This window comes from Kribbella sp. NPDC020701, from assembly GCF_055562215.1.
In genome coordinates, this window is record NZ_JBVHFT010000017.1 from 137,510 (window position 1) to 164,482 (window position 26,973).

Annotated in this window: 28 protein-coding genes and 4 tRNA genes; 16 read left to right on the forward strand and 16 right to left on the reverse strand. The window is 68.1% G+C overall.

The features are described 5' to 3' along the window. Position 1 precedes the first annotated feature (1 nt). Both ACZ3HV_RS34255 and ACZ3HV_RS34260 read left to right on the forward strand, forming a co-directional pair. Entirely contained in the window at positions 2-604 is a 603-nt protein-coding gene (locus tag ACZ3HV_RS34255) for an RNA polymerase sigma factor (protein WP_360377505.1), read from the forward strand. Beyond that, positions 601-834 (forward strand): anti-sigma factor family protein, encoded by a 234-nt coding sequence (locus tag ACZ3HV_RS34260; RefSeq protein WP_465690531.1) that lies wholly within the window; start codon positions 601-603, stop codon positions 832-834. The genes ACZ3HV_RS34255 and ACZ3HV_RS34260 overlap by 4 nt, the downstream gene beginning before the upstream one ends. On the opposite strand, the gene ACZ3HV_RS34265 is transcribed toward ACZ3HV_RS34260, so the two are convergent. Beyond that, positions 835-1,977, reverse strand: coding sequence for an epoxide hydrolase family protein (locus ACZ3HV_RS34265; protein WP_465690533.1), 1,143 nt, complete (start codon positions 1,975-1,977; stop codon positions 835-837). A gap of 62 nt (positions 1,978-2,039) precedes the next feature. Here ACZ3HV_RS34265 and ACZ3HV_RS34270 point away from each other — a divergent pair, with 62 nt between their 5' ends. After that, the gene (locus tag ACZ3HV_RS34270; RefSeq protein ID WP_465690535.1) at positions 2,040-3,002 is read left to right on the forward strand and encodes a helix-turn-helix transcriptional regulator; all 963 of its coding nucleotides are present in this window, start codon (positions 2,040-2,042) and stop codon (positions 3,000-3,002) included. Here the strand turns inward: ACZ3HV_RS34270 and ACZ3HV_RS34275 are convergent. The 3 genes from ACZ3HV_RS34275 to pgsA are packed head-to-tail and all read right to left on the reverse strand — an operon-like array spanning position 2,978 to position 5,630. Beyond that, on the reverse strand, positions 2,978-4,078 hold the full coding sequence (locus ACZ3HV_RS34275) for a glycosyltransferase family 4 protein (protein ID WP_465690537.1): 1,101 nt from the start codon (positions 4,076-4,078) through the stop codon (positions 2,978-2,980). The two genes, ACZ3HV_RS34270 and ACZ3HV_RS34275, sit on opposite strands and share 25 nt — an antisense overlap. A gap of 10 nt (positions 4,079-4,088) precedes the next feature. Beyond that, a complete protein-coding gene (locus tag ACZ3HV_RS34280; RefSeq protein WP_465690539.1) occupies positions 4,089-4,958 on the reverse strand; it encodes a phosphatidylinositol mannoside acyltransferase in 870 nt (289 codons plus the stop codon). A gap of 3 nt (positions 4,959-4,961) precedes the next feature. Then, positions 4,962-5,630 (reverse strand): phosphatidylinositol phosphate synthase, encoded by a 669-nt coding sequence (gene pgsA / locus ACZ3HV_RS34285; protein WP_465690541.1) that lies wholly within the window; start codon positions 5,628-5,630, stop codon positions 4,962-4,964. A gap of 106 nt (positions 5,631-5,736) precedes the next feature. On the opposite strand from pgsA, the gene ACZ3HV_RS34290 reads away from it, so the two are divergent. The 3 genes from ACZ3HV_RS34290 to ACZ3HV_RS34300 are packed head-to-tail and all read left to right on the forward strand — an operon-like array spanning position 5,737 to position 7,226. After that, the gene (locus tag ACZ3HV_RS34290; RefSeq protein WP_465690543.1) at positions 5,737-6,684 is read left to right on the forward strand and encodes a hypothetical protein; all 948 of its coding nucleotides are present in this window, start codon (positions 5,737-5,739) and stop codon (positions 6,682-6,684) included. A gap of 60 nt (positions 6,685-6,744) precedes the next feature. Beyond that, positions 6,745-6,912 (forward strand): hypothetical protein, encoded by a 168-nt coding sequence (locus ACZ3HV_RS34295; RefSeq protein WP_465690545.1) that lies wholly within the window; start codon positions 6,745-6,747, stop codon positions 6,910-6,912. Continuing rightward, positions 6,912-7,226: a hypothetical protein gene (locus ACZ3HV_RS34300; protein ID WP_465690547.1), complete on the forward strand. Its 315-nt coding sequence runs from the start codon at positions 6,912-6,914 to the stop codon at positions 7,224-7,226. The genes ACZ3HV_RS34295 and ACZ3HV_RS34300 overlap by 1 nt, the downstream gene beginning before the upstream one ends. A 45-nt stretch (positions 7,227-7,271) precedes the next feature. Here ACZ3HV_RS34300 and ACZ3HV_RS34305 read toward each other — a convergent pair whose 3' ends face one another. Beyond that, positions 7,272-7,856, reverse strand: a complete 585-nt coding sequence (locus tag ACZ3HV_RS34305) for an HIT family protein (RefSeq protein ID WP_465690549.1) — start codon at positions 7,854-7,856, stop codon at positions 7,272-7,274. Between the two features lie 95 nt (positions 7,857-7,951). On the opposite strand from ACZ3HV_RS34305, the gene ACZ3HV_RS34310 reads away from it, so the two are divergent. Next, entirely contained in the window at positions 7,952-9,148 is a 1,197-nt protein-coding gene (locus ACZ3HV_RS34310; protein WP_465690551.1) for an RNA-guided endonuclease InsQ/TnpB family protein, read from the forward strand. Between the two features lie 14 nt (positions 9,149-9,162). Here ACZ3HV_RS34310 and thrS read toward each other — a convergent pair whose 3' ends face one another. Beyond that, positions 9,163-11,184, reverse strand: a complete 2,022-nt coding sequence (gene thrS / locus ACZ3HV_RS34315) for a threonine--tRNA ligase (RefSeq protein WP_465690702.1) — start codon at positions 11,182-11,184, stop codon at positions 9,163-9,165. A gap of 177 nt (positions 11,185-11,361) precedes the next feature. Between thrS and ACZ3HV_RS34320 the strand changes: the two genes are divergently transcribed. The 3 genes from ACZ3HV_RS34320 to ACZ3HV_RS34330 are packed head-to-tail and all read left to right on the forward strand — an operon-like array spanning position 11,362 to position 13,678. Next, positions 11,362-12,285: an ABC transporter ATP-binding protein gene (locus ACZ3HV_RS34320; RefSeq protein WP_465690553.1), complete on the forward strand. Its 924-nt coding sequence runs from the start codon at positions 11,362-11,364 to the stop codon at positions 12,283-12,285. After that, entirely contained in the window at positions 12,282-12,929 is a 648-nt protein-coding gene (locus ACZ3HV_RS34325) for a DedA family protein (protein WP_465690555.1), read from the forward strand. The genes ACZ3HV_RS34320 and ACZ3HV_RS34325 overlap by 4 nt, the downstream gene beginning before the upstream one ends. Next, on the forward strand, positions 12,926-13,678 hold the full coding sequence (locus tag ACZ3HV_RS34330) for an ABC transporter permease (protein WP_465690557.1): 753 nt from the start codon (positions 12,926-12,928) through the stop codon (positions 13,676-13,678). The genes ACZ3HV_RS34325 and ACZ3HV_RS34330 overlap by 4 nt, the downstream gene beginning before the upstream one ends. A gap of 24 nt (positions 13,679-13,702) precedes the next feature. On the opposite strand, the gene ACZ3HV_RS34335 is transcribed toward ACZ3HV_RS34330, so the two are convergent. The 4 genes from ACZ3HV_RS34335 to ACZ3HV_RS34350 all read right to left on the reverse strand — a co-directional run bounded on the left by ACZ3HV_RS34335 (position 13,703) and on the right by ACZ3HV_RS34350 (position 18,752). Beyond that, positions 13,703-15,217, reverse strand: coding sequence for a MinD/ParA family ATP-binding protein (locus ACZ3HV_RS34335; RefSeq protein ID WP_465690559.1), 1,515 nt, complete (start codon positions 15,215-15,217; stop codon positions 13,703-13,705). Between the two features lie 171 nt (positions 15,218-15,388). Continuing rightward, positions 15,389-16,054 (reverse strand): response regulator transcription factor, encoded by a 666-nt coding sequence (locus ACZ3HV_RS34340; protein WP_465690561.1) that lies wholly within the window; start codon positions 16,052-16,054, stop codon positions 15,389-15,391. After that, on the reverse strand, positions 16,051-17,625 hold the full coding sequence (locus tag ACZ3HV_RS34345; protein WP_465690563.1) for a sensor histidine kinase: 1,575 nt from the start codon (positions 17,623-17,625) through the stop codon (positions 16,051-16,053). Before ACZ3HV_RS34345 ends, ACZ3HV_RS34340 begins: the two co-directional genes overlap by 4 nt. 47 nt (positions 17,626-17,672) lie before the next feature. Next, entirely contained in the window at positions 17,673-18,752 is a 1,080-nt protein-coding gene (locus ACZ3HV_RS34350; protein ID WP_465690565.1) for a GntR family transcriptional regulator, read from the reverse strand. Between the two features lie 249 nt (positions 18,753-19,001). On the opposite strand from ACZ3HV_RS34350, the gene ACZ3HV_RS34355 reads away from it, so the two are divergent. Further along, entirely contained in the window at positions 19,002-20,462 is a 1,461-nt protein-coding gene (locus ACZ3HV_RS34355; protein ID WP_465690567.1) for an ArnT family glycosyltransferase, read from the forward strand. Between the two features lie 18 nt (positions 20,463-20,480). Next, positions 20,481-21,089: a formylglycine-generating enzyme family protein gene (locus tag ACZ3HV_RS34360; RefSeq protein ID WP_465690569.1), complete on the forward strand. Its 609-nt coding sequence runs from the start codon at positions 20,481-20,483 to the stop codon at positions 21,087-21,089. Here ACZ3HV_RS34360 and ACZ3HV_RS34365 read toward each other — a convergent pair. From ACZ3HV_RS34365 to ACZ3HV_RS34380, 4 genes are all read right to left on the reverse strand, one after another. After that, positions 21,079-22,074 (reverse strand): NADPH:quinone oxidoreductase family protein, encoded by a 996-nt coding sequence (locus ACZ3HV_RS34365; protein ID WP_465690571.1) that lies wholly within the window; start codon positions 22,072-22,074, stop codon positions 21,079-21,081. The genes ACZ3HV_RS34360 and ACZ3HV_RS34365 overlap by 11 nt on opposite strands. A 643-nt stretch (positions 22,075-22,717) precedes the next feature. Then, positions 22,718-22,789, reverse strand: a tRNA-Val gene (locus ACZ3HV_RS34370). A 20-nt stretch (positions 22,790-22,809) separates the two neighbouring features. Beyond that, positions 22,810-22,880: transfer RNA gene (locus ACZ3HV_RS34375), tRNA-Cys, on the reverse strand. A gap of 32 nt (positions 22,881-22,912) precedes the next feature. Further along, positions 22,913-22,985, reverse strand: a tRNA-Gly gene (locus ACZ3HV_RS34380). 176 nt (positions 22,986-23,161) lie between these two features. Between ACZ3HV_RS34380 and ACZ3HV_RS34385 the strand changes: the two genes are divergently transcribed. Together ACZ3HV_RS34385 and ACZ3HV_RS34390 are read left to right on the forward strand one after the other, a co-directional pair. Beyond that, entirely contained in the window at positions 23,162-23,980 is an 819-nt protein-coding gene (locus tag ACZ3HV_RS34385; RefSeq protein ID WP_360381054.1) for an aminotransferase class IV, read from the forward strand. A gap of 10 nt (positions 23,981-23,990) precedes the next feature. Then, complete coding sequence (locus ACZ3HV_RS34390) at positions 23,991-24,476, forward strand: MarR family winged helix-turn-helix transcriptional regulator (RefSeq protein WP_465690573.1); 486 nt, start codon at positions 23,991-23,993, stop codon at positions 24,474-24,476. Positions 24,477-24,518: 42 nt separating this feature from the next. Here the strand turns inward: ACZ3HV_RS34390 and ACZ3HV_RS34395 are convergent, their stop codons facing one another. Continuing rightward, positions 24,519-25,085: a CGNR zinc finger domain-containing protein gene (locus ACZ3HV_RS34395; RefSeq protein WP_360381052.1), complete on the reverse strand. Its 567-nt coding sequence runs from the start codon at positions 25,083-25,085 to the stop codon at positions 24,519-24,521. 124 nt (positions 25,086-25,209) lie between these two features. On the opposite strand from ACZ3HV_RS34395, the gene ACZ3HV_RS34400 reads away from it, so the two are divergent. After that, positions 25,210-25,281 (forward strand) — tRNA-Val (locus ACZ3HV_RS34400). Here ACZ3HV_RS34400 and ACZ3HV_RS34405 read toward each other — a convergent pair. Then, positions 25,241-25,633, reverse strand: a complete 393-nt coding sequence (locus ACZ3HV_RS34405) for a tyrosine-type recombinase/integrase (protein ID WP_465690704.1) — start codon at positions 25,631-25,633, stop codon at positions 25,241-25,243. The two genes, ACZ3HV_RS34400 and ACZ3HV_RS34405, sit on opposite strands and share 41 nt — an antisense overlap. A gap of 508 nt (positions 25,634-26,141) precedes the next feature. Here ACZ3HV_RS34405 and ACZ3HV_RS34410 point away from each other — a divergent pair. Further along, positions 26,142-26,591: a hypothetical protein gene (locus ACZ3HV_RS34410; RefSeq protein WP_465690576.1), complete on the forward strand. Its 450-nt coding sequence runs from the start codon at positions 26,142-26,144 to the stop codon at positions 26,589-26,591. Positions 26,592-26,973: the final 382 nt, after the last annotated feature.

A 26,973-nucleotide genomic window follows, 5' to 3' on the forward strand; every position in this document is an offset into this window, starting at 1 on the left:
GATGGCTGACGACGTCCTCCTCGAACGGTTGCGGACCGGGGACGAGGACGCGTTCGCGACGCTGCTGGACGGGTGGTCCGGCGGGATGCTGCGGCTGGCCCGGTCGTTCGTGTCGACCGAGGAGTCGGCTGCGGAGGTCGTGCAGGAGACATGGCTCGCGGTCATCGAGGGCATCGACCGGTTCGAAGGCCGCTCCTCGCTCAAGACCTGGGTCTACCGGATCCTCACGAATACGGCCAAGCGCCGCGGCGTCCGCGAGTACAAGGTCGTTCCGATGAGCAGCGTCGACGACTCCGGCCCGACCGTGGACCCGAGCCGCTTCCGCCCGGCCGGCGACCCGTTCCCGGGCCACTGGTGGGACTTTCCGGCGGCCTGGCCGTCGCCCGAGCAGGGTCTGCTGAGTGGTGAGGTCCGCGCGTACCTGACCGAGGCCCTGGCCGAGCTCCCCGAGCGCCAGCGGGTCGTCGTCGTACTGCGAGACATCGAGGGCTGCCCGTACGACGAAGTCTGCGAACTGCTCGGGATCACGCCGGCCAATCAACGGGTGCTGTTGCATCGAGCGCGTGCGTTCCTGCGCGGCAAACTGGAGGATTATTACTCATGAGCGAATTGGAATGTCGTGAGTTCGTCGAGCAGGTGACGGCGTTCCTCGAGGGCGCCCTGAGCGCTGAGGCGGAGCAGGACTTCATCGACCACCTCGCCCTGTGCGACGGCTGCGGGCGCTACCTCGAGCAGATGCGCCAGACGGCACAGGCCCTCACCGGCCTGCCCGCCGACGCCCTGCCGGGTGACGCCCGCAGTGCACTCCTCAATGCCTTCCGTACTCGCCGCTGATCACTTCAGCGCCGCGAAGAACTCCCGAAGGTCCTGCAGCAGCAGATCCGGCGCGTCCTGCGTCGCCCAGTGGCTGCCGCGGTCGAACTCGTGCCAGGACACGATGTTCGCGTGATCCCGCTCGGCGAGCCGGCGCAGCGGCCGGAAGTCGAACGCGAAGCTGGCCAGCCCGGTCGGCGCGGTGGTCGGCTCCTTCGGGTGGTCGGCGTGCTTGTCCTCATAGTAGAAGCGAGCCGAGGACGCACCGGTGTTCGTCAGCCAGTAGATGGTCGCGTTGGTGAGCACGTGCTCGTCGCTGCAGCCGCTCAGCAGCTGCGCGACCCACGCCAGCTGCCCGGTCGGCGAATCGGCCAGCGCGTGCGCGACGTTCTGCGGGGTCTGCTCCTGCAGTTTCGCGTACCCACCCATGTTGTCGTTGAAGAACTGCAGGAACTGCAGGTACCCCTCCTCCTCCGCGGTCAGGTTGTCCAACTCGTCCGGGTTCCCGCTCGGGAACGAGAACAGCTGCGTCACGTGTACGCCGATCACGTGCTCGGGATCGACGCGGCCGACCTCCGGCGACACGTACGAACCACCGTCGTTGCCGTGAGCGCCGTACCGCTCGTAGCCGAGCCGGCGCATCAGCTCGGCCCACGCGGCCGCGGTGCGGTAGCGGTTCCAGCCTCGCTCGTGAGTCGGTCCGGAGAAGCCGAAGCCCGGGATGGACGGGATGACCAGGTGGAACGCCTGCTCGCCGTTGGCCGGCGCGGTCAGCGGCTCGATCAGGTCGACGTACTCGAGGAAGGTGTTCGGCCAGCCGTGCGTCAGGATCAGCGGGATCGCGTCCGGGTCGGCCGAGCGGACGTGCAGGAAGTGCACCGTCTGCCCGTCGATCTCGGTCACGAACTGCGGGTAGGAGTTCAGCCGCTCCTCCCACGCACGCCAGTCGTACGTCGTCAGCCACTGCTCGGTCAGCCGCCGCACGTAGGACAGCGGTACGCCGTACTCCCACTCGGGCGGGAGCGGTCCGGTCTGGACGGCACCGGTGTAGTCGATGTCGAGCTCGCCGGTCCAGCGGGTCCGGGCCAGCCGGTCGCGCAGGTCGTCCAGGTCGGCCTGCGGGATCTCGATGCGGAAGGGTCGGATCTCGGTGTTGTTCGTCATGTCTCAACGCTAGAAGCCCATTAGGCGGGTTAGATTCCTAATGACCTGGCAGACTTCCGGACATGATCGAAACCTCCGCCAGACTGCTGAAGCTGCTGACCTTGCTGCAGTCGCCCCGCGACTGGACCGGTGCTGAGCTCGCCGAGAAGTTGCAGGTGAGTCCGCGGACGGTCCGGAGCGATATCGAGCGGCTGCGGGCGCTCGGCTACCCGGTCGACGCGGCACGTGGCTCTGTGGGCGGGTACCGACTGGGCGCCGGCGGGACGCTGCCACCGCTGTTGCTGGACGACGACGAGGCGGTGGCGGTCGTCATAGGTCTGCGCAAGGCAGCAGGCGTTGCGGGTGTCGAGGAGATGTCACTGCGCGCCCTCACCAAGCTGGAGCAGGTGCTGCCGTCTCGGCTACGCAGGCGAGTTGGTGCGTTGGCCAGCTACACCGTGCAGGTCCCGTCCGACCTGGCTGGTCCAGAGGTCGATCCTGAGCTGCTGACGCAGTTGGCTGGGCTGTGCCGGGACAGGGAGCAGTTGCGGTTCGACTACTCGGCTCACGGCGGTGAGTCGACGCTCCGGCGGGTAGAGCCGCATCGGCTGGTCAACTGGGGTCGGCGCTGGTATCTGGTCGCGTTCGACCTGGAGAGACAGGACTGGCGGACGTTTCGGGTCGATCGGGTACAGCTGCGGATCCCGACCGGTCCGCGGTTCAGTCCGCGTGACCTGCCCGAGGGTGGCGACGTTGCAGCGTACGTGTCCCGGCGGGTGTCCGCAGCGGCCTGGCGGTACCGCGCAGCGGTCGTCGTACATGTTCCGGCGGCTGCGCTGGCCGAACGGCTGACGCCTGCGGTTGGGGTGGTCGAGCCGATCGACTCGCGCACGTGTCTGCTTGAGACTGGGGCGGACACGGTGCAGAGCCTGGCGGTCCACCTGAGTCTGCTCGACGCGGACTTCGTCGTACGCGATGGGCCTCCGGAGCTGACGGAGTACCTGCAGGTGCTGGCGGAGCGCTACCGCCGAGCCACGAGCTCATAGACGGACATCAGCTCTGGGAGCAGCACTGACCAGTCATAGCGCGATACGGCGCTCAGTCCGGCAGCGCGGAGCCGGTCACGCTCCTTGGGTGAGTCCAGGAGGCGCAGTGCGCACGCGGTGAGCTCCTGTACGTTGCCCGGCTCGAACATCTCCCCCAACGCACCACCGTCGAGCACCTGACGGAACGCCGCCAGATCACTCGCCAGCACCGGAGCACCGGCTGCCATGGCCTCGAGCAGCACGATGCCGAAGCTCTCACCACCCAGATGGGGCGCGATGTAGAGATCCGAACCGGCCAGCATGTCCGCACGGGCCTCGTCATCGACGGCGCCCAGGAACCGGACGTTGTCGCGACAATGCGCCGGGAGCACCCGGCGAGCGTCGTCGGCCTGCCCCGCGCCGGCGACGAGCACCCTCAGGCCAGGCCGCTCGGCGACCAGGGCGGGGACCGCCTTCATCAGGACGCCGAGTCCTTTGCGGGGTTCGTCCAGACGACCGAGGATGCTGATGGTGCCGTCGGCGCCCTGCCACTCGCGGCGCGGGCTGCCTTTGAAGCGGTCCGTGTACAGCCCGTTCGGGATGACCACGGCCTCGCCGCCGATGTGCTGAACCATCATCGACCGGGCGTTCTCCGAGACGGCGATCCGGGCATCGATCTTCTCCAGCGCCGGCCGCAGCAGGCTGGACGCCGCACTCATCGCACGCGACCGAACCTGCCAGGTGTGGAACGTCGCGACGAACGGCCCACCGGCCGACCAGAGCGCGATGATCGACGCACTCGGCGTGGTCGGCTCGTGCACGTGGACCACCTCGAAGTCACCCTCGGCCAGCCAGCTCTTCACCCGGGCGGCCGTCCGCGGCCCGAACGTGACCCGCGCGACCGACCCGTTGTACGGCACCCCGACCGCCCGGCCCGACGAGACGACGTACGGCGGAACCCGGTCGGAAGCGTCCACCGGAGCCAGCACCGACACCTCATGCCCCACCTGGAGCAGCGCCTCGGCAAGATCGCGAACGTGGTTCTGCACCCCACCAGGCGTCCCCAGCGAGTACGGACACACCACACCGATCCTCACGGAACGATTCTTACCCGTCGAGGAAAATCCTCTGCAGCATGTGCCAGTCCTGGGGGTGGGCGGCGACGCCGGCGGCGAAGGCGTCGGCGCAGCGTTGGGTCATCGCGCTCGTGCCGCCTTCGGGGTCGATCGTGTCGTGGAAGGTGATGACGAGGTCGGGGCCGTCGTAGTGCAGAGTGGCCGGGATGAGCGGTGCGCCTGTTCGCAGGCTGAGGGCGGCTGGGCCGGCCGGCATCCGGGACGGGCGGCCGAAGAAGGTCACCGGGACACCGCTCTCGGACAGGTCCCGATCGGCCACCAGGCAGACGAATCCACCCGCGCGCAGGCGCTCCGCGAGTACGCCGGTGACGTCGTGGTCACCGCCTGTCAGCGGGAGGACTTCCATGCCCAGCTTCTTGCGGTAGGCGATGAAGCGGTCGAACAGCGACTCGGGTTGCAGGCGCTCGGCCACGGTGGAGACCGGCATCCCGGTCAGGCCCGCCCAAGCGCCCGCGTGGTCGTAATTCGCCAGGTGCGGCAGCGCACAGATCACCCCGCGACCGGCGGCGTAGGCATCGCGCAGCAGCTTCTCGTTGACCGTCTGGACACTGCCGACGATCTCCTCGTCCGTCCACTCCGGCAGCCGGAACGCCTCCTGCCAGTAGCGCAGGTACGAGCGCATCCCCGCCAGTGTCAGGGCATCGAGCTCGCTCGGGCTCGCCTCCGGACGAACCACGGCCAGGTTGCCGCGCAACCGCCGTACGCCCCGGCCGTCGCGCCGTACGACGCGGTCCGCGGCGTGCCGGAACAGCCAGGTGACGGTCCGCTCGGGCAGGCGTCGTACCAGGAGCCATGCGAGGGCGAAAGCCAGATCGACAGCCCGCTGGCGAAGGCTGTCCACCCGTCAGCTCTTCGCGTCGGGTTCGGCCGGCGGCGGCGGCGTGTCCAGGCCCGCGTTGGCCGGGTCGGCCAGGACCTGCTTGCGGACTCCGAGCGTCCGCTGGATCACCGTGATCGTGCTGGCGACGGCGAGCGCCCAGAGGACGATCTTCAGCAGGATCGGCAGGTTGAAGACGTCGGAGAAGAAGCCGACCACGAGCACCGAGACCAGCCGGTCCGCCCGCTCGGCCAGCCCGCCGCTCGCCGTCAGGCCCAGGCTCTCCGCCTTCGCCCGCGCGTACGACGTGGTCGCGCCCATCACCAGCGCCCACAGGGTGACCGCGGCCATCAGCGTGGAGTCGCCGGCATTCGCGTTGGCGTAGTACATCACCAGGCCGCCGAAGATCGCGCCGTCGCCGAGCCGGTCCAGCGTGGAGTCCAGGTACGAACCCCACTTCGACGACGTCCCCGAGGTCCGGGCCATGTAGCCGTCGATCATGTCGGAGAACACGAAGCAGGTGATGATCACCACGCCCAGCCAGATCTGGCCGCGTGGGAAGAAGATCAGCGCAGCGGCGGACACCCCGAGGGTGCCCACCAGCGTGACCGCGTCGGCGCTCACGCCGAGCTTGAGCAGGAGGTTGGCGATCGGGGCGATCACCTTGGTCCAGAACTGCCGGAATCTGTTAAGCATGGCGACGCGATCGTAGTCCAGCCGGATCACCATCCGGTGACAAGCCACCCGGTTCGGCCTGCGAGAGACCTGCAGTCGCGCGATGCTGGAGGCAGGGAGGTGCCGGATGCGACGGGTGCTGGCGGGCGTGGTCGCCGTGCTGGTGGCGACCGCCGGGTGCTCGGTTGCGCGGAAGGCCGACCACTCTCAGCCACGAATCACAGCGGCCCCAGCGGTCGTGCCCACCGTGATCGCTCCCCCACAGGCCGAAGGGCTGGACGGTACGGCGGGCGCCCCCGGACCGCAGGTGTGTACGGCGATCACCCGCACGCTGACCGCGAAACTCCGCGTCCCCGTCACCGCGAAGCCGAACGCCTGGAACGACGGCGGCCTCCCGTCGATGGACCTGTGCACCCTGCTCGTCCAGGACCGCGTCGTGACGATCGGCGTCAGTGCGCTCCCGAGCCAGCCCGACTCCCTCAGCCGGCTGATGGCCGACGCCGGCACCGTCGAGCCGCTGTCCGAGCTCGGCCCGGAGGCCCGGATCGCAGAGTCGCGCCTGGTCTTCCGCGTCGGCGACCGGGCTGTGCGGATCACCCCGGCCGGTGGGATCGACCGCAGTACCGCGGACGGAATCGACCGGGCCAAGGCTGTCGAGATCGCGGCAGCTGCGCGGGACGCCGTACCCAGGTCTCTTCGGCCGGCGCGGCAGGCGGACGCGGCGTGCCAGGTGTCGAACTCGGCGGCCGAGCGGTTCGTCGGGCTGCACGTCCAACTGCGGCGGGACTACCGGGTGAACGGCGCCTTGACCTGCATCTGGGGGACGTTCGACGCGACGGTGTCGATCGTGGAGGCGTTCGACCAGCCGACCATCCCGGAGGCCCAGGGAACGCCCCCACCTCGCCTCGCCCCGATCGGCCAACCCGGCTATTACCTGCCCGAGCAGGGCGAGCTCGTCTTCCGCCAGGGCCGCCGCGTCGTCCGGGTGACCTGCCTGACCAACCCCGCGCGCGAGGTCTCACTGGACACCCTGATGGGGATCGTCGACCCGCTGCTGCCACTGTTCCTGCGCTGACCAACTTTCCGGTCCAGTCCGGCGTCCAACGCCCGACAACAGCAACCGGGGGTGGATCGTATGACCAGTTGGACCAAGTACGGCGGCATTCTGGCCGCCGGCCTCTTGAGCGCGGGGCTCCTGACGACCGGCCCGGCGTCAGCGCATCCGAGGAGCACGACCGGGGCGAGCGATGCCACAGCCTCCTGCCGGATCAACCTCGGGTCGGTGACCGCCACACCTTCCTGATGACGCTCACCAGCGGCAAGCTGTACACCGCGCGGCTGCCGCTGGCCGGCGGGCACATCATCCCGGGCGTCGTGAAGCAGGTCCGTGGCTCGACCTGGCAGGGAGTCGAGACGCTGGTGGCGGCGCCGTGCGGCACCGGCACGCTGCTGCTCGGCATCGACAAGGACACCGGCGCCGGGTACATGTACCAGCTCGGCCACGCCAACGGTTCCGCCACCGTGATCAAGGGCATCGGCAAGTTCCCCGTCACGTTCACCGACCCGGTGTACTTCCGCTGGGCCAACTTCGCCGACCCGCACCTGGCCGGCGAGTAGCTCGACGGTCGCCCCACCCGCTGTTTCGGGTGGGGCGATCTGCGTTTACGGCTCGCTGGGCCAGGACTTGGCGAGCAACGCTCTGGTGTCCGGCAGCAGTTGCGGCAGGACCTTGGTGTGGGCGATGGCCGGCATGAAGTTGGTGTCGCCGGCCCACCGCGGTACGACGTGCTGGTGCAGGTGGGCCGCGATCCCGGCGCCGGCGATCTCGCCTTGGTTCATGCCGATGTTGAAGCCGTGCGCTCCCGACACCGTCCGGATCGCTTGCATCGCCTGCCGGGTGAGCGTGGAGACATCGGTGATCTCGTCGGCTGTCAGCTCGGTGTAGTCGGCGACGTGCCGGTAGGGCACGACCATCAGGTGACCGGGGTTGTACGGATACAGATTCAGCACCGCGTACGCCGCCTCGCCCCGGTGCACGATCAGCGCATCGGCATCCGGCAGACCCGGCAGCCGGCAGAACGGGCACCCCGAGCCGGCCTCCGAACTGGTCGGCTTGTTCTCACCCTCGATATAGGCCATCCGATGCGGTGTCCACAACCGCATGAACGGATCCGGTACCCCGACCCCGTCCTGCACCTCGAGGTCATCCGGCACGTACGGCGAGTCCGGTATGCCTGCGTCACTCATATTCCACCGGAGATCCTCTTCGCCTCGGAACATCCATCTTCTGATCGACAGGCGGAACCACGGAAACTGTCGGTGACCGATGAAACAGTTCCTGCATGAGTAGATTCCGCCTGGAGCCGACACCTGAGCAGGCGGACGCGCTCCTGCTTCTGTGCAGAGACGCCCGCTACGTGTGGAACCTGGCCGTCGAGCAACACGCCTACTGGACACCTGACCGTCAGCCGGCGCCTGGATACCTTGAACAGGCACGACAACTGACCGAAGCTCGACGCGCCTGCGATTGGCTGCGCGCCGGATCCCAAATGGTTCAGCAGCAAGCGCTGCGAGACTTCAGCCAGGCGATGACGAATTACTTCGCCGGGACCCACGGTCGGCCAACATGGCGAAAGGCCGGCGTTCACGAGGGCTTCCGAATCGTTGCATTTCAGCCGGCGCATGTGCGTCGACTGAGCAAGAACACCGGCGCGGTCCGCGTCCCGAAGGTTGGCTGGGTGAGGTTTCGTTGGAGCCGGCCGCCCGCCGCGGCCAAGTCGTACAGAATCACTCTCGATCGGTCGCAGCGCTGGCATCTGGCCTTCGCGACCATTCCCGGTGTGATCCCGGCGCCAGGCAACGGACTGGTCGTCGGCATCGACCGCGGTATAGCCGTCACCGCTGCCCTGTCGACCGGTGAACTTCTGCGCACCCCGAAGCCCGGGCCGACCGAACTTCGCCGCCTGCTGCACCTGCAGCGACGGCTGGCACGAGCGGAGCCGGGCTCCAACAGACGGCGGAGGATCAAGCTGGCGATAGCGAGGACGTTGGCCCGCCAGGCCGACCGAACCAATGACTGGGTCGAGAAGACGACGACTGCCATCGCGCGCAACTTCGACACCATCCGGATCGAGAATCTTCGAGTCGGTCAGATGACGCGCTCGGCCCGCGGAAACCGGGAGCATCCAGGGCGAGGGGTGCGCCGTAAATCGCAGCTCAATCGTGCGATACGCGCCAATTGCTGGGCAAAGTTCGCCCGCCGCCTGCACGAAAAGGCGCCTGGTCGCGTCGAGCAAGTCAAAGCCGCGTTCACGTCGCAGACGTGTCATAGCTGCGGAAATACCACGCGCGAGAACCGCAAGAGCCAAGCGGTTTTTCATTGCACAGCATGTGGTTACGCCGATCACGCCGACATCAATGCGGCAAAGAACATCGCGGCAGGGCATGCCGTGGCTGCGCGGGGAGGCCGACCAACAGGTTGGCCCGTGAACCGCGAACCTCACCGCTCGACCTCCCGGTCTGTGGTCGAACCCGGCTGACGGCCGGGTGGATGTCAAACCTGGATGCGCTTTTGAACGGACTCGATGATCTCGGCCACGGCGTCGGCGATCGGGATGCCGTTCTTCTGCGTGCCGTCGCGGTAGCGGAAGGACACCGACCCGGCGGCCATGTCCTCGTCACCGGCGATCAGCATGTACGGCACCTTGGACTTCTGCGCGTTCCGGATCTTCTTCTGCATCCGGTCGTCGGAGGAGTCCACCTCGACCCGGATCCCCTGCGCCTTCAGCTGCGCGGCGACGTCGTACAGGTAGTCGACGTGGCCGTCGGTGATCGGGATGCCGATCACCTGGACCGGGGCCAGCCAGGGCGGGAAGGCGCCGGCGTAGTGCTCGGTCAGCACGGCGACGAAGCGCTCGATCGAGCCGAACAGCGCGCGGTGGATCATCACCGGCCGCTGCCGGGAACCGTCCGGCGCCGTGTACTCCAGCTCGAACCGCTCCGGCAGGTTGAAGTCCAGCTGGATCGTCGACATCTGCCAGGTCCGGCCGATCGCATCCTTGGTCTGGACCGAGATCTTCGGACCGTAGAACGCGGCACCGCCCGGGTCCGGGACCAGCTCGAGACCGGAGCCCTCGGCAACTTCCCGCAGGGTCTCGGTGGCCTCGTCCCAGACCTCGTCCGACCCGACGAACTTGTCCGGGTTCTTGGTCGAGAGCTCGAGGTAGAAGTCGTCCAGGCCGTAATCGGCGAGCAGGCCGAGCACGAACGTGAGCAGGTCGCGCAGCTCGTCGCGCATCTGCTCACGGGTGCAGTAGATGTGCGCGTCGTCCTGGGTGAAACCGCGGGCCCGGGTCATGCCGTGCACGACGCCGGACTTCTCCAGCCGGTAGACCGTGCCGAACTCGAACAGCCGCAGCGGCAGCTCCCGGTAGGACCGGCCGCGGGCGGCGAAGATCAGGTTGTGCATCGGGCAGTTCATCGGCTTCAGGTAGTAGTCCTGGCCCTGCTTGCGGATCTGCCCGTCCGCGCCACGCTCCTCGTCCAGGTGCATGGGCGGGTACATGCCGTCGGCGTACCAGTCCAGGTGGCCCGAGGTCTCGAACAGCTGCGCCTTGGTGATGTGCGGTGAGTAGACGAACTCGTACCCGTCCTCGACGTGCCGCTGGCGGGAGTAGTCCTCCATCACCTTCCGCAGCACGCCGCCCTTGGGGTGGAACACCGCGAGCCCCGAGCCGATCTCGTCCGGGAAGCTGAACAGGTCGAGCTCGCTGCCGAGCTTGCGGTGGTCGCGCTTGGCCGCCTCCTCGAGACGGGTCAGGTACGCCTTCAGCTCGTCGCGGGACTCCCAGGCCGTGCCATAGATCCGCTGGAGTTGCGGGTTCTTCTCGCTCCCCCGCCAGTACGCCGCGGCCGTCCGCATCAGCTTGAAGTTGCCCAGGTACCCCGTGGCCGGGACGTGCGGGCCACGGCACAGGTCCTTCCAGGCGACGCTGTCGTCACGCCGGACGTTGTCGTAGATCGTCAGCTCGCCGCCGCCGACCTCCACACTCGCCCCTTCGGCCGCATCGGCCGCGGAGCTCTTGATGCCGATCAGCTCGAGCTTGTACGGCTCGGTGGCCAGCTCGGTCCGCGCGTCGTCGTCGGAGACCACCCGGCGGCTGAACCGCTGCCGCTCCTTGATGATCTGCTGCATCTTCTTCTCGAGCTTGCCCAGGTCGTCCGGTGTGAACGGCGTGGGGACGTCGAAGTCGTAGTAGAACCCGTTCTCCACCGGCGGGCCGATGCCCAGCTTGGCGTCCGGGAACAGGTCCTGCACGGCCTGCGCGAGCACGTGCGCGGTCGAGTGCCGGATGATCGCCCGGCCGTCCTCCGACGATGCCTTCACAGGCTCGATCTCGTCGCCGTCCGCGACCACCCGGGACAGGTCCCGCAGCTCACCGTTGACGCGGGCGGCGATGGCGGAGCGGTCCTGGCCGAAGATCTCGGCGAACAGCTCCCCGATCGTCGTCGTCTCGGTCACACTCCGCTCAGCCTCGCCCTCGACGCCGATCAGATGGACCTTGACTTCCGGCACGTTCACTCCTCGGGTCCGCGTGGCCGGCCGATTGCCGGTCACGCCACAGATGGTATCGACTCCCGCGCCACGGCCTGACGGCGTATCCACAGGCTCGCGGGACCTGACGAAAGTCGGGGGTCGGGCCAGCCCTTGGTCCGATGTGGCCGGGGTGCCCGAATTCCTAGGTTCAAGAGCGTGATCACTCTCGAAGGACTCACCAAGAGGTACGGCGAGACCCGTGCGGTGGACTCGCTCGACCTCACCGTCTCCCCCGGCCGGGTGACCGGCTTCCTCGGCCCGAACGGCGCCGGGAAGTCGACCACGATGCGGATGATCGTCGGCCTCGACACCCCGACCGAAGGCACCGCGCTGGTCGGCGGACGCCCGTACGCCGCCTGGCCGGCACCACTGACCAAAGTCGGCGCTCTGCTCGATGCCAAGGCCCTCCACCCGCGCCGGACGGCCCGCAACCACCTGATCTCGATGGCGCGCAGCAACGGCCTCCCGGTCAGCCGGGTCGACGAGGTCCTGTCGGTCGTCGGCCTGGACTCGGTCGCCCAGAAGCGGTCCGGGCAGTTCTCGCTCGGTATGGGCCAGCGCCTCGGCATCGCGGGCGCACTGCTCGGTGATCCCGAGGTGCTGATGTTCGACGAGCCGGTGAACGGCCTCGACCCCGACGGCGTCCGTTGGGTCCGTCAGCTGATGCGCTCACTCGCGGCCGAGGGCCGGACGGTGTTCGTGTCCAGCCATCTGATGAGTGAGATGCAGCTGACCGCCGACCAGCTCGTCGTGATCGGCCGTGGGCGGCTGATCGCCGACGCACCGGTGGCGGAGGTGATCGCGGGGTCCTCCCGCACCACGGTCGCGATCCGCGTCCCCGATCACGGGCAGCGCGCCGTCCTGCGGGACCGGCTGATCGGAGAGGCGGAACGAGTGGAGTCCACGTCCTCGGATGATCGGCTGGTCGTGACCGGCGTACCGGTGGAGCGGGTCGGCGATCTGGCTCACGAGCTCGGCGTACGGCTGCACGAGTTGCACACCGAGCGGGCCTCGCTGGAGGAGGCCTACATGGAGCTCACCGCGGACAGCGTCCAGTACGGCGTGGCGGTGGCATCGTGAGTGACCAGCTCCTGCACTTCGCAGAAGAGCTGATGTCCTCGTGGTGGATCTACCTCGCACTGTGGGGCTTCGCTGCGTTGGACGGGTTCTTCCCGGCGATCCCGAGCGAGACGCTGGTCGTCACCGCGGGAGTGTTCGCAGCGGCCAATGGCGAACCCAACCTGTACGCCGTGATCGTGGCCGCGGCGATCGGCGCGTTCATCGGCGACCACGTGTCCTATGCGCTCGGCCGCGGCGCCGGTGGACGGCTCCTGGACCGGATGAAGCCAGGGACCAGACGGCACGCGGCCGTGCTGTGGGCACGGCGTGCGCTGGCTGAGCGGGGCGGACTGGTACTCGTTGTCGCTCGGTACGTGCCCGGCGGGCGCACCGCCGTCACGCTGACGATGGGGTCGATGCGCTACCCCCTGCGCAAGTTCTCGACGTACGCCGCGCTGGCTGCCACCAGCTGGGGTCTGTACTGCACCCTGGTCGGCTACATCGGCGGCAAGGCCTTCGAGGACAACCCGCTCAAGGGCGTGATCCTCGGCATCGGTCTGGCGCTCATGGTGACCCTCATCGTCGAGCTCGTCCGGCATCGGCTGCGACGACGGAAACCTCAAGCTCAGGTAGAGCCCCAACTCATGGAAGCAGGGAAGCGATGAACGCCGTCCGCTCGGAGTGGACCAAGCTCTGGACAGTCCGGTCCAGCTGGCTGAACATCGTTTCGGCCGCACTGCTGACGGCGCTCCTAGGCCTCCAGTACGGCTTCAACCTCGCCTACGAGAACACCCATCTCGAGCCGGGCGATCTCGCGGAGAAGCAGGCGGTCGGCGGCTTCGGCTCTTCGGTCATCCTGATCGTGCAGGTGGTCGTGGCCGCCTTCGCACTGCTGACCGTGACGTCCGAGTACGCAACGGGCAGCATCCGTTCCACGCTCCAGTGGACTCCGGTACGGCGCAACGTCGTACTGGCGAAGGCGGTCGTACTGGCACCGGTGCTGTTCGGCTACGGACTACTGCTGGCCGCGGTCGCATCCGTTGTGGGCGGACTGGCTGCGGGCTCCTGGGCCGACTGGGACGGGAGCTCGTTCGCGGCGGACCTGCTGTCGGTCGGCTTCTACACGACCGCGGCCGGACTGTTCGCCGCTGGGATCGCGTGGGTCGTCCGCAGTACGGCCGGGACTCTGACCGTGGCGTTCCTGCTGCTCCTGGTCGTCCCGCTGATGCTCAGCCAGAGCTCACTGCGCCCGCTGGTCTGGCTTGCGGCCCTGCTGCCGGGCGGTGCCGGCCAGAACTACCTGACCGGCACCACCGACCCGCTCTCCCCCACTCTGAGCGCCGCAGTGCTCATCCTTTGGGCGGTAGGCGGTCTAACGCTCGGCAGTCGCGTTCTGACGAAACGCGACGCTTGAGATCACGCCCCGCGCCGGCCGTCCTCAGCGAGGAACGTTCAGGGCGATCGTGACCTGCTCGGACACCTTGGCCGCCAACTCCAGGCCGGCGCGACGGGTGGCCGGCTGGAGGGCGGAGTGGTCGAGCGGACCCTCGGCGGCGATGTGCATGTCGGTCGGGATGTCGATCACAGCGGCCGCACGGGACTCGAAGTACGGGCGGAGCTGCTTCTCGACCTCCTTGTTCACGTCGCCGGGACCGTTCGAGACCGCGATCACCGCGCGGCGGATCAGGCGCTGCGCCTCCGGGCCCTGGTTGTCGAGCTCCTCGAGCATCTGCACCGCGGCCGCGCAGGACAGGCTCTTCCACTTGATCGGGATGACGAGGGCGTCGGCCGCCTTCATCGCCTCGCGCCAGTTGCTGGAGCCCTCGTTGTTGCCGGTGTCGATCACGAGCACCTTGTAGAAGCGGCTCAGCAGCCGGTGGATCTGGTCGAAGTCCTTCGCCTCGATCTGCGCGTACGTCGTGGTTGCCGAGGTCAGGACGTCGTACTGACCGGCGACCTGGTGCCGCAGGTACGCCGCCACGTCGCCGAGCCGGGCGTCCGGCTGGGTCAGCATCTGCATCGCCTGGAGCATGTCCGTGACGGTGGACCGGGCGTTCGTGTCGTGTGTGCGCAGGTGCATGTTTCCGCGCAGCTCGTTGTTGTCCCACGCGACCACACCGCCACCGCGGGCCTGACCAAGCGCACCGGCGAGCAGCAGCGTGGTCGGCGTCTTGCCGGAGCCACCCTTGGGGTTCGCGACGACGATCGTCACCGGGCGGCGGAACGCGGTCGCGGCAGTCGCCCGCGCGATCCGCTCCGACCGCTCGGAGGTGCCCGGACGCAGCTTCAGCACACTCCGTACGCCGCGCTCGGCCGGAGCCTCCCGCGGCAGCGGCAGTGCCTGCATCAGCTCGTCGGTGCGGTAGGACACCTCGCGCTGCTGCTGCGGAGGGTGCTGACCGGGGATGCCTTGCGGGAAGAAGTGCTGGGCAGCCGGAGACAGCTGCTGACCACCCTGCGCCGGGCCACCGGCCGGGCTCTGTCCTGAGCCAGAGCCGTGGAAGGACGAGCCGCCGAAGACCGGCGTGTTAGGTCCTTGTGGCGCGGGAGGCGTCGTTCCGACGTCGGTCTGACCGTCAGCCTGCTCCGGCGTGGCTTCGGCGGCCTCGGTGTCGCCCGACTCGTCGAAGTCGTCGGACTCGGCGGCCGGCTGGGTCCACGAGCCGTTGGACTCCGCGGCCGGCTGCGTCCAGGACGGGGTCGGCGGCTGGGCCGGGGGCGGGGTCTGAGGCTGGGTCCAGGGCGCCTGCTGACCGGCCTGACGGGACCACGAGTCGCTCTGGAACTCCGGGGAGAGCGCGTCCGGCTTCTCGTCGGTCTCGGCGGCTTCCGGGTCGGCGTCATGGTTGGGGTCCGGCTGACTCCAGGAGGGGGTCGGCTGCCACATTCTCCGGACCTCGGCCGCCGCCGCTTCCCGGTCCTTGTGCTGTCCGGAGTTATGCGAGTCGGTCACGACCTGGATCCCCGATTCTCTGAGAGGGGGCGGTGCCCCCGGAGGCTGCTCTGCTGGGTGCGTTCCGGAGGTGACGGCTCCGGGAGGGACCACTATCCCATGACCCGGTGTCCTCACCATGTCACGACCCGGAGCGTCGCCACGACGAGTGCGCCGACCTCAGTTGACTGCTCAGGAGGTCACCAGACCGGCTTCGTAGGCGACGATCGCGGCCTGGACCCGGTTCTTCACCGCCAGTCTGAGCAGGATGGCGCTGACGTACGCCTTCACGGTCCCTTCGACCAGGAAGAGCCGTCCGGCGATCTCGGCGTTCGACAATCCGGCACCGACCAGTCCGAGCACCTCCAGCTCGCGCGGACTCAGTACGGCGACCTGTTCCTTCGCAGCCGCGGCCCGGGCCATCGCTCCGCCACCGGATCCGGCGCTGAGCTCGGCAATCACGCGTTGGGCAATGCGTGGCGACAGATAGGCGGCGCCTTCCGCGACAGCTTTCAGTCCGGCGATCAGCTCCCGTGGATCGCCGGACTTCAGCAGGAAACCACTCGCGCCGTCGCCGAGCGCTCGGGCGATGTACGCGTCTTCGGAGAACGTCGTCAGCATGACCACCGCCGTCTCGGGCACGATCCGCCGGATCTCGGCACCCGCGGCCAGTCCGTCCATCCGTGGCATCCGGATGTCGAGTACGGCGACGTCCGGCCGATGCCGCCGTACCGCCTCCACTGCCTCCACCCCATCGGCTGCTTCGGCAACGACCTCGATCGCGTCGTCGGTGCCGAGGATCGCGCGGACGCCGGCCCGCACCATCGCCTCGTCGTCGGCCAGCATGACCCTGATCATCCGTTCCCCTCCGGTGTCGGTGGCACTGAGCCGGTCTGCGCGATCGCCTTGGCGACGAGGACGCCGTCGCTGAAGCACAGCCGGTAGGCGTAGTTGATCGAGAAGGGACCGTCCGGACGGTAGTAGCGGCAGCTCCAGCCGACCGGCGGGTCATAGCGCTCGGTGGGCGGGTCGATCATCTGCATCGCGGGAAGCGCCTTGCGCACCTCGTCCTCGGACTGCCCGAGGGTCAGGGCGTCGTACTGACTCGGCCGCAGGATCGAGCTGTAGCCGGCCACCAGGTAGTAGCCCAAGGCAACCACACCGACGACTGCGCCGAGGATCAGCGGCGCGGCGATGGCGGTGATCAGGCCGCGCCGGGCACTCCGGCGTACCGTGGCCCGTTCGACCGCCGCAGTGGGAACCGCCGGCGGCTCCGGACGGCCACCTGCTCGGGGCATCGTCGCGACCACCTCGAAGCCACCGCTATCTCGCGGCCCGGCTGTCAACGATCCGCCGACCAGCCGGACCCGCTCTCTCAGCCCCTCCAGTCCACGGCCGCTCGTGGACCTGGACTGGAGGGCCCGCGTCGCTCCGGTGTCCACGACCGCAACGCGTACGTCGTCCTCAGTGGACGTCACCGTCACCGTCACTGCCGCACCCGGTGCGTGCTTGCTGGCATTGGTCAGCGACTCCTGGACGACGCGATGCACGGCCCGATCCACCATCGGAGAACACTCCCCGTCGCCCTCCTCGATCAGGCGCACCGCCAGCCCGGATGCGGCAGCCCGGTCGACCAGTGCGCCGACAGTCTCGTCGTGCGGCATCACCGGCGCGTCCGCATCCGCCTCCCGCAGCACGCTGACGATCTCGCCGAGCCGCTCGGTCGCCGTGGCCGCCGCCTCGCGCAAGGACGTTGCGGCGCTTCGGTGCTGCTCCGGCAGTGCGGGATCGAGCTCCAGAGCAGCAGCCTGCAGTGCGATCAGACTCAGCTCGTGGCCGACCGAATCGTGCATGTCCTCGGCGATCCGAGAGCGCTCTCGCAACCGCTCCTGGTCGATCACCATCCGCTGCTCACGCTCGATCCGCTCGGCCCGCTCCCAGCCGGCCGTGGCGAGCAACGCCTGCTGTGCGCGGTACCGGCCGATCAGCCACGGCAGCACGACGACCAGCAGCGCAAGCAGGAGCATCAGCAACCAGCTCAGGATCGCTTCGGTGACCTGAGTGTCTCTTTGGATGAGGAGTGCGAGCACGAGCATGCCGGTGAGCGACCAACTGCACACCATCACGAAGTGCTTGAGCTGTGTCTCTCGCCGTCCAGCCAGATAGCTCAGCAACGTGATCGCCGGGACAAGGGCGATCTGGACGCCGTTCGTCGTACCGAGAGCGAACGCGAGGATGAGGATCTCCGCCAGCGCGATCACGGTCAGGGACGCCAGCGGCCACCTGCGGCGGTTGGAAGTGGCGAGGAACAGGACGCCGATGCATGCGGCCTGGAACCAGTACGGATCGCTGCGGGCACCGCTCTCCGCGAGCACGAGGAAGCTCAGCGCGGCCCATAGGCCGATATCTCCCAGGCGCCGCCACCTCATGCCCCAGACGCTACACAGTCGCACGGCTACCGCCGTACTGCCGAAAGTCAGGTGTTGCCGACGGCATCGACTATCTCGAACGGCACCATGGACACGTTCGGCACCGCCTCGCCACGCAGCTGAGCGAGCAGCAGATCGACCGCACGCCGCCCCATCTCCGTCTCGTTCTGCTTCACGTGCAGGTACGGCGGTCCGCCGATGGAGTCCCCCGGTGAGTCGAAACACGCGATCACCTGGTCGCCGCCCAACGCACGATCCACCATCCGGGCCAGGTTGTACTCACACGCGAAGTACGCCGTCACCTCCGGCAGCCGGTCGCGGAACGCGCGGATCACCTCCATGTCCGCCCGCACGCTCTCGGTGGTGGTCGAGCCGGGCAGTGTGCTGCGCAGATCGGTCAACTCGTAGGCCCGTCCGCGCTCTCCGAACGCGGATCGGAACCCTTCCAGCCGTTCCTCGATCGAGGACGTGTTCACCGGCGGTGGGGAGAGGAAGGCGATGTGCTGGTGCCCCTGGTCGAGCAGGCGTGACGTCAGCGCCCGTGCGGCCGCCACGTTGTCGGTGTGCACCGCCGAGACCGGGATCCCGGACAGATGGCGGTCGACGAGGACCACCGGATAGCCGGCCAGCACCTGCCGGAGCAGGCTGGCGTTGTAGAAGTCGCCGTGCACCGGGAACACGATCAGGCCGTCCACGGACGTCACCAGCGAGTCCACGGCCTTCTCCTCGTCGGTCTGCCGCCCGTGGGTTCGCCGGATGACCAGGTGGGCGCCGTACTCCGCGCAGCGCTCCTCGATCGCGTTCAGCAGGTCGAGGCCGTACGCCTCCGACATGTCCGGCACGATGAGCGCGATGGAGCGGGCCTCCTGCCGAGGGCGCCCCCGGAGCGGCACCGTGACTCCGGTCAGATCGGGAAGCCGTCGTACGACGAACGTCCCCTTGCCGCGGATGCGCTCGACCAGCCCGGCCTCCCGCAGCACCTCGAGGGCTCGCTTCGAGGTGATCCGGCTGACCTGGAACTGCGCGGCGAGCTCCATCTCCGATGGCACCCGATCGCCCGGCCGGAGAACACCGCGCCGGATCTGCTCCAGAACCTCCGCGCAGATCCGCTCGTACAGCAACGCCACGCCGTCACCTCACCTGTTGTCCGGTTGACATATCAAATCATCCCTCACTGACAGTGTCCGCTCCCAGCTACTCTCCGTGCGCGGCGTGGCCTACCGCCGGCGGGCTACTCTGCGCGGGTGGTGTGAGCTACTGCTGGTGACCGCCTGCAGTTGCTCCCGGTGGCAGCCGGCGGCTTCTGTCGGTGGCGTCCCTGGAAGTTCCGAATCAGTTCCTGGCGAGGGACCCGATCGGCTGACAACATTCCCCGCATGACCCGCCCACCAGTGCCTGCCTTCGCAGCTCGCCCCGTCGTGTCCGTCGCGGTCATCGTCGGCCTCGTGCTGACGGCCCTGTCCGGGCGGTACGGGTACCACCGCGACGAGCTCTACTTCATGGCCGCCGGCCGCCACCTCGCCTGGGGATACATCGACCAGCCACCACTGACCCCACTACTCGCACGGCTCTCAACCACCGTGTTCGGCGACACCGTGATGGGCCTCCGCGTGCTGTCGACCATCAGCTGCGTGGTCACAGTCATCATCGTGGCCCTGATCGCAAGGGAGTTCGGCAGCGACCGCCGCGGCCAACTCCTCGCCGCGGTCTGCGCCGCGGTGTCCGGGTTCGTGGTTGGCGTCGGTCACCTCGTATCGACCGCGACGTACGACCTCTTGGCATGGATGCTGATCGGCCTCTTCGCGGTCAAGCTCCTCCGGACCGGCGACGCCCGCTGGTGGCTCGCGCTCGGCCTGACAGCCGGCATCGCCTTGGAGAACAAGTACCTCGTCGTACTCCCAATCGCCGCCTTGCTCATCTCATTGCTTGCCGTCGGTCCCCGCGACGTGCTGCGGTCCTGGTGGTTGCCGGCCGGCATCGCGGTAGCCGGCCTGGTCGCCCTGCCGAACGTGATCTGGCAGTTCCAGCACGACTGGCCCCAACTCACCGTCGCAGGCGGCATCAGCGAAGACGACGGCACTGAGAACCGCATCATGTTCATCCCCCTCCAACTCCTACAACTGTCACCGTTCCTAGTGCCGATCTGGATAGCCGGATTCCTCCGACTGTGGCGGATGCCGTGGGCCCGATCCGTCGCCTTGGCCTATCCCCTGCTCTGCGCCGTCGTGCTAGCAGTCGGCGGCAAGTCGTACTACGCCCTGCCCTTGTTGCTCGTACTCGTAGCAGCCGGCTGCGAGCCAGCGCTCGGCTGGATCGATCGCCACCGGACTGCTGCGATCGTCGGATTCGTACTCACCGCTCTGACCTCAGCCCTGTTCACCTTGCCAGTGCTTCCAGCGTCGGCCGTCGACTTCGTGATCCCGGTGAACAAGGAGCAAGGCGAGCAGATCGGCTGGCCGACGTTGACGACCGCCGTCGCAACCGCGTGGGAGCGAATCCGACCGGAACAACGATCGTCAGCCACGATCGTCGCCGGCAACTACGGCGAAGCCGGCGCGCTACTCCGCTACGGGCCGTCGCACGGACTACCCCCGGCGTACTCAGGTCACATGAGCTTCGCCGACTGGGGCAGCCCGCCGGACACCAACACCGGACCGGTCCTTCTCGTCGAGATGGAGCGGACCCCGTCATTCGAGGACCATTTCCGGGACTGCTCACAGGTGGGCACGATCGACAACATCGTCTCCAACGACGAGGACGGCACGGTGATCGTCCTGTGCGCCGGGACCGCCGAGCCCTGGTCCACGCTGTGGCCGAAGCTGAGGAGGTACTACTGACGCACGTACGGTTGGACGATGCATCCCATGGTCGACATCCCAGCGGGCACCATCGCCCTCCGGGACGACCGCCTCAACACCCGTTGGCAGGTAACGCTGTCCGACTTCCGACTCGCCCGCTACCCGGTCGTCGGAACTGACAACAGACCGCTGACCGGCATCAGCTGGTACGACGCAGTTGCCCTGTGCAACAAGTTGTCCGCCGACGACGGTGTCTCCGCCGCGTATGCGATCGATGGTGACGAGATCACGTGCGACTGGACCTCGCCCGGCTACCGCCTGCCAACGGAGGCCGAGTGGCAACACGCCTGCACCACAGGCATCCCGGCGTACCGCTACGGCCCCCTCGACGACATCGCCTGGTACGCCGACAACGCGGGTGGGCGAGCGCATCCCGTCGGCCAGAAGGCTCCCAACGCGTGGGGACTGCACGACATGCTCGGCAACGTCTGGGAATGGTGCTGGGACCTCTACGACCCAGCGACGTACGGCTCCTACCGCATCTTCCGCGGCGGCGGCTTCGACGACCCCGAACGCTCCGTGGGCTCCACCGTCCGGCGCCGTTCCCACCCAACCTTCGCCATCGAAGACCTGGGCCTCCGCGTGGCTCAGTCCGTCACGGCCTGAGCGCGATCTTCCCGACCGTCGCGCGCGCCTCCAACTCGGCCAGCGCCTTCGGACCATCGGCCAAGTCGTACACAGTTGGCTCCCCCGGCGGGTAGACACCCAATGCGATCAGACGGTTCAGCTCGTCCATCAACTCGGCGAAGATCTCCGGCGCCTGCCGAATCAGTACGCCGATGTGCAGTCCGATCACGTGCACCTGGTGCTTGAAGTTCAGCTCCCGGTTGCTGATCGACGCCTCCCCACCCGCGACGCCGTACACGATCACCTTCCCCGTCACCCGCTTCGCCACAGCCACACTCTGACGGAACGTCTCGCCCCCAACGGACTCGAGTACGACGTCGACGCCCCGGCCGCCAGTGAGTCGCAGTACTTCACCCGTCAGATCCGCGGTCCGGCAGTCGATCACGTGATCAGCCCCCAACCGCCGTACCACCTCATGCTTCTCAGCAGAGGCCGTCGCGATCACATTCGCCCCGTAGTACTTCGCCATCCGCACAGCCGCCTGCCCCACCGCACCCGCCGCGGCGTGAACCAACACGGTCTCCCCCAAACCCAACCTCCCCAACGGCCGCAACGCCGCCAGCGCGGTAGCCCAGTTCGACACCAGCCCCAGCGCCTGCTCATCGCTCCACCCAGCGGGCACCGCCGCCACAGAGCCCGCCCCCATCACCATGTACTCCGCGAACGCCCCATACCCAGTCCCGATCACCCGATCCCCGACCGAGACCCCAGTCGCCCCTTCCCCGAGCGCAACCACTTCCCCCGCGGCCTCAAACCCAGCCAGATAAGGCGCCTGCGGCCCACCGTCATACGTCCCCCGCGTCTGCATCACATCCGCAAAGTTCACCCCCGCCGCCCCCACCCGCACCAACACTTCCCCGGCCCCCGCGACCGGCACCCCAATCGCATCCACGAGCCGCAGAACTCCAGGCCCATCCAACGTCGGCTGCTCCAACCCCCGCATCACCTCGGGAAGCCCGCCCACCCCAGTCTCCTTCGATAGCCGTCAAATTAGACGCCCATCGTACATCCCAGCCAGATCCATCGAGCGGTCAGCCAGATCCACCGACCGCTCAGACAGATCCGCGGACCGGGTAGATGAACCGCCGCCCGCCCGCCGCATCCGGCAACTGCTCCGACGCGGGCAACCCGAACCGGCAACCGCGCAGGCCGAGAGCCGCAACGGCAACTGTCCAGCGGCAAGCAACCCAGCCCGGAAACTGTCGGGCGGCGGCCGACCCCGACCTGAGCCGTTCAGGAGCAAGCAACCCCGAGCCCACAACCGTGCAAGACCGCCCGGCCCCAGCCGGAACCCTCGACGCGGCGCCCACCCCCAGCCGGAATCGTCGACGCGGCGAGCAACCCCAGCCAGGAGCTGTGCAGACACGGGCAACCCCAGCCGGAACCGTTGACGCGGCGAGCAACCCCAGTCCGAACCGTCGACGCGGCGCCCAGCCCCAGCCGGAACCGTGTCAGCGGCGAGCAACCCCAACAGCCGAGCGAAGCGAAGGCGCAAAGGGGGTGCGGGTGGCGGAGCCCCCGCTCGCGGCAAGCGAAGCGCAGCCGCACAAACGACGAAGGCGAGATGGTCCGCGCGTTCCGCGGACACACCTCGCCTCTCGCCTTCGTGGACGATACTGGGATCGAACCAGTGACCTCTTCCGTGTCAGGGAAGCGCGCTACCGCTGCGCCAATCGTCCAAACTCTTCAAGGGTTCTCGAGGTGGAGACGGGATTCGAACCCGTGTACACGGCTTTGCAGGCCGTTGCCTCGCCTCTCGGCCACTCCACCAGTGAGAAAGCTGGCCTGCCGAACCCTCTCCGAGCGGACGACCGGGTTCGAACCGGCGACCTCAACCTTGGCAAGGTTGCGCTCTACCAACTGAGCTACGTCCGCAATGCGACCGACTTTGTGTTTCCCCCGGCGCGAGAAGAACATTAGCCCATCAGCGCCGGAGTTCAAAAACCGGGGTCCACCGGACATCGACGTACCGTCATCGTCCGGTCACCTTCGGACTGCCCGGCGGGGCCGGATCGCCTTAGCACTAAGGTGATCCGCGGAAGGAGCACCACATGCGTATCTGGCTCAACGGCACCCTGCAGGGCGACGAGGCGACGGTCTCGCCCCTGGATCACGGGCTCACCACCGGTGACGGAGTGTTCGAGACGATCAAGATCGTCGACGGCCGCCCGTTCGCGGTGACGCGGCATCTCGAGCGGCTGGTTCGGTCCGCGGTCGGTCTCGGCCTGCCCACGCCGGACGTCGCGCGGGTCGAGGAGGGCATCGCCGCGGTCGTGCAGGCCGATCCGGACATCCCGTTCGGCCGGCTGCGGATCACGTACACGGGTGGTGTCTCACCGTTGTCGTCCGATCGCGGTACGTCGGGACCGACGATCCTGGTCGCGACCCAGGCGATCAAGCGACCGTCGCCGACCTCGGCCATCGTCACCGTGCCGTGGGTCCGCAACGAACGCAGTGCGGTCGCAGGCCTCAAGACGACGTCGTACGCCGAGAACGTGCGCGCCCTCGCCTACGCCAAGGAGCGCGGCGGCAGCGAGGCGATCTTCGCGAACACCGTCGGGACCCTCTGCGAGGGCACGGGTTCGAACATCTTCTGCGTGTACGACGGTGAGCTGGTCACGCCGACCCTGGAGTCCGGCGCGCTCGCCGGCATCACCCGTGCGCTCGTCATCGAGTGGTTCGGCGCGATCGAGCGCGACGTACCGCTGGAGCGGCTGTTCGAGGCGGACGAGGTCTTCCTCACGTCGACGACACGCGACATCCAAGGCATCCACCGCGCGGACGACCGGGACCTCCCCGCCCCGGGCACCGTCACCGCCCAGGTCGCCAAGATCTTCGCGGACCGCTCCGCCGACGAGCCCAATCCCTAAGGATGGCCGCATGCCGGACGGACTCAGCGCACGCGAACTGCAGACCTGGCGAACGTTCCTAGGCGTCTCGACGCTGCTCAACCACCAGGTCGAGCAGCAACTGAAGGACAAGGCCGGGCTGTCGCACCCGCAGTACGAGGTACTGGCGCGACTCGCCAACGCACCCGACGGCGAGCTCCGGATGACCGAGCTCGCCGGCGTCGCGCTGACGTCGAAGAGCGGCCTGAGCTACCAGGTGACCCAACTGGAGAAGGCTGGTCTCGTACGGCGTCGCCCGTGTGCGACCGACGATCGCGGGATCATCGCCGGCCTGACCGACGCAGGCTGGGCCAAACTCCGCGAGACGGCAATCGATCACCGTGGACTGGTGCGCGAACTGTTCGTCGATGCCTTGAGCAAGCAGGACTTCGCCAGACTCAGCACCGCTCTTGATGCCTTGGCGTTCAGCCTCGGCCTGACCGGCGACGTGGTGACAGCCCTCAAACCAAGCGAGTAGCCAGGCGGCGCGACGTACGGACTCCCCCGGCCTACCGAAGGATTACTCCCCGGAGGCTTTGCGGCGTTCGCGGTAGGCGGCGACGTGCAAACGGTTGCCGCAGGTACGCGCGTCGCAGTACCGCTTGGAACGGTTGCGGGACAGGTCGATCAGCGCGTCGTCGCAGTCCGGAGCCTCGCAGCGACGGAGGCGTTCGCGTTCACCGGCGGAGATCACCTGGGCCAGCGCGATCCCGCACTCCACCGTGATCCGGCACGCCAGCGACGCGCCGTCCCGCGAGTAGTGGATGTGCCACGGGTGCCCGTCGTGATTCGTCAGCCGCGGCGTCGTCGTACCGCGCGCGACGATCGCGTTGATCATCGCCGCCGCCGTCGCGTCGGAGTCCGTGGTGAACACCGGTGAGAACAACGGCCGCAGATCGCGGACCTCGGCCAGGTCCTTCTCCGTCAGCGTGTCGACCGCACTGAACTCGCGCTCGTGGACGAACTTCTCCAGCTCCTCGATCGTCTCCATCGTGTCGACCTGGCTGTTCGGTCCGGGCAGGGTATTGACCAGCCGGACCAGCGTGCCGAGCGCCTGCTCGGTGTCGTGCGAGAAAGTCACAATCACGTCTCCAACGCGACGGGGTCTCCGTCCTGCAGCAAGAGTAGCCCGGCCGGATTAGATCGTCGCTCAATGATGCGCTAAGGTTTCACCCGCAAGGCACCAAAGGCAACAACAGCACCAACTGTACGGGCGATTGGCGCAGTGGTAGCGCGCTTCGTTCACACCGAAGAGGTCACTGGTTCGAACCCAGTATCGCCCACCCGAAGTACACGCAGGTCAGAGCGGGAACCCAGCACCAGCCGGGTCCCCGCTCTCGTCGTTTCAGTCCTCGTCAGCCAGCGAAAGGGCAGCAAGAGCCGCCCTTGGGAGCCTCCCTGGACGTGTGTGTAGATCGCCGGCGTCGTCGTCGGCCGCTCGTGCCCCATCACCCGCTGTACGTCGGGAACCGGCACAGCCGAGGTGATCAGCCACGACGCATACGACCCCCTAGCCTCCCGGGCCGGTGACGGCGTCCGCGCCGCCCGCGCGGCAGGCTGGGACCCGTACCTCATCCCCACGGACGCCGCACTCCCCTGGCTAGCCGACCAGGACCTACGAGATGCCCCCGTCATCACCGGCAACCGCACCCCAGACGAACCACGCCGCACCCCACCGGCCGACGCCGTCGCCGTCGTCCCCACCCACCTTCAACACCCTCAACTCGTGGGCCAATGGGAACGCGAATACCTATCGCTCACCACGCTGTGCGCCGCACTTGGCGCACGGACTCCGACGATTGCGGTGCCGTTCGCAAAGCACGATCTCGCAGGCCACCCGGCCTGCTCGCGTCGCTCGCGGTCCTGCGGTACGCAGGTGTGGGCATCGTCGATCCGCATGATGGCTCTGCTCAGTCGCTCGCGCCGCTCGAAAGCGGAACCGGGGAACGCGTCGCCGACGCATTCGAGTGGTCATGGGTGATGACGAGAATTCCGACAGAGCTCAAGCACTTGCTGGAGATTCGGGCCATGATGCCATGTGAACTCAATTCCCCCACAGGAGACTCTTGCCCCACGTGCACTCCTCATCACCGGCCCGGTCGGGATCGGTAAGACCGCGGTCGCGGGCGCGCTGGGCGCAGCTTTGGCCGAGGTCGATGTCCCCGGCGCGGTGATCGATCTCGATGGACTGGCCTCAGCGTGGCCCGCGCCGCCGGACGATCGGTTCAACCTCGCGCTGGAGCTGCGGAATCTGCGCGCGGTGACCCGGAATTACCTCGACGCCGGCGCCGCCTGGTTGGTGCTGGCTGGCGTGGTGGAGAGCCGTGAGGATCGGCTGCGATATCGCGAAGCGCTCGGTGTCGAATTGGCGGTATGCCGGCTACGCGCCGCGCCCGAGACGATTCGCCGTCGGCTTGTCGGGCGTCACATCGACGGCAATCATGTCAACGATGAGGCAGGCCTGCGCTGGCATTTGAGCCGCGCGACGGAATTGGAACGGATCCTGGACGATGCGAGGGTCGCTGACTTCGACGTGTCGGCCGAATCACCGGTCGCGGAGGTAGCCCGGGCTGTACTGGCCGCCGCGCTGTGACGCGGCGAGTTCCCACGGCTGTTGGCTAAATGGAGGCGAGGCAGTCCCGTCCGTGGCAGCACGCATCCGCGAGTTGAACGACACCAGTCCGACACGGGCCAACCGGTCCACCCGCACTATTCGCAAGCACAAGAGGTGGAGGCGGCGCGGCTCGGACCGGGTCGCCTGCGCCATTTGTGCGGCTGCGCTTCGCTTGCCGCGAGCGGGGGCTCCGCCACCAGCACCCCCTGGGCCTTCGCTTCGCTCGGCTGCTGTGGTTGCTGCCGCGGAACGGGTGAGGGGACAGGAACTGGTGGGCTTGGACAGGTTATTGCTTGTCTTTGGTCACCAGGAGGGGTGCGCAGCCCCGCGAACGGTTCAGCATGTCGGCGATCAGTTGGCC

Coding starts and splice junctions, on each gene's coding strand:
- ACZ3HV_RS34255 (WP_360377505.1), top strand. CDS start 2: ATGGCTGACGACGTCCTCCTCGAACGGTTGCGGACCGGGGACGAGGAC.
- ACZ3HV_RS34260 (WP_465690531.1), top strand. CDS start 601: ATGAGCGAATTGGAATGTCGTGAGTTCGTCGAGCAGGTGACGGCGTTC.
- ACZ3HV_RS34265 (WP_465690533.1), bottom strand. CDS start 1,977: ATGACGAACAACACCGAGATCCGACCCTTCCGCATCGAGATCCCGCAG.
- ACZ3HV_RS34270 (WP_465690535.1), top strand. CDS start 2,040: ATGATCGAAACCTCCGCCAGACTGCTGAAGCTGCTGACCTTGCTGCAG.
- pgsA (WP_465690541.1), bottom strand. CDS start 5,630: ATGCTTAACAGATTCCGGCAGTTCTGGACCAAGGTGATCGCCCCGATC.
- ACZ3HV_RS34290 (WP_465690543.1), top strand. CDS start 5,737: ATGCGACGGGTGCTGGCGGGCGTGGTCGCCGTGCTGGTGGCGACCGCC.
- ACZ3HV_RS34295 (WP_465690545.1), top strand. CDS start 6,745: ATGACCAGTTGGACCAAGTACGGCGGCATTCTGGCCGCCGGCCTCTTG.
- ACZ3HV_RS34300 (WP_465690547.1), top strand. CDS start 6,912: ATGACGCTCACCAGCGGCAAGCTGTACACCGCGCGGCTGCCGCTGGCC.
- ACZ3HV_RS34305 (WP_465690549.1), bottom strand. CDS start 7,856: ATGAGTGACGCAGGCATACCGGACTCGCCGTACGTGCCGGATGACCTC.
- ACZ3HV_RS34310 (WP_465690551.1), top strand. CDS start 7,952: ATGAGTAGATTCCGCCTGGAGCCGACACCTGAGCAGGCGGACGCGCTC.
- ACZ3HV_RS34330 (WP_465690557.1), top strand. CDS start 12,926: ATGAACGCCGTCCGCTCGGAGTGGACCAAGCTCTGGACAGTCCGGTCC.
- ACZ3HV_RS34340 (WP_465690561.1), bottom strand. CDS start 16,054: ATGATCAGGGTCATGCTGGCCGACGACGAGGCGATGGTGCGGGCCGGC.
- ACZ3HV_RS34345 (WP_465690563.1), bottom strand. CDS start 17,625: ATGAGGTGGCGGCGCCTGGGAGATATCGGCCTATGGGCCGCGCTGAGC.
- ACZ3HV_RS34355 (WP_465690567.1), top strand. CDS start 19,002: ATGACCCGCCCACCAGTGCCTGCCTTCGCAGCTCGCCCCGTCGTGTCC.
- ACZ3HV_RS34360 (WP_465690569.1), top strand. CDS start 20,481: ATGCATCCCATGGTCGACATCCCAGCGGGCACCATCGCCCTCCGGGAC.
- ACZ3HV_RS34385 (WP_360381054.1), top strand. CDS start 23,162: ATGCGTATCTGGCTCAACGGCACCCTGCAGGGCGACGAGGCGACGGTC.
- ACZ3HV_RS34390 (WP_465690573.1), top strand. CDS start 23,991: ATGCCGGACGGACTCAGCGCACGCGAACTGCAGACCTGGCGAACGTTC.
- ACZ3HV_RS34405 (WP_465690704.1), bottom strand. CDS start 25,633: ATGACGGGGGCATCTCGTAGGTCCTGGTCGGCTAGCCAGGGGAGTGCG.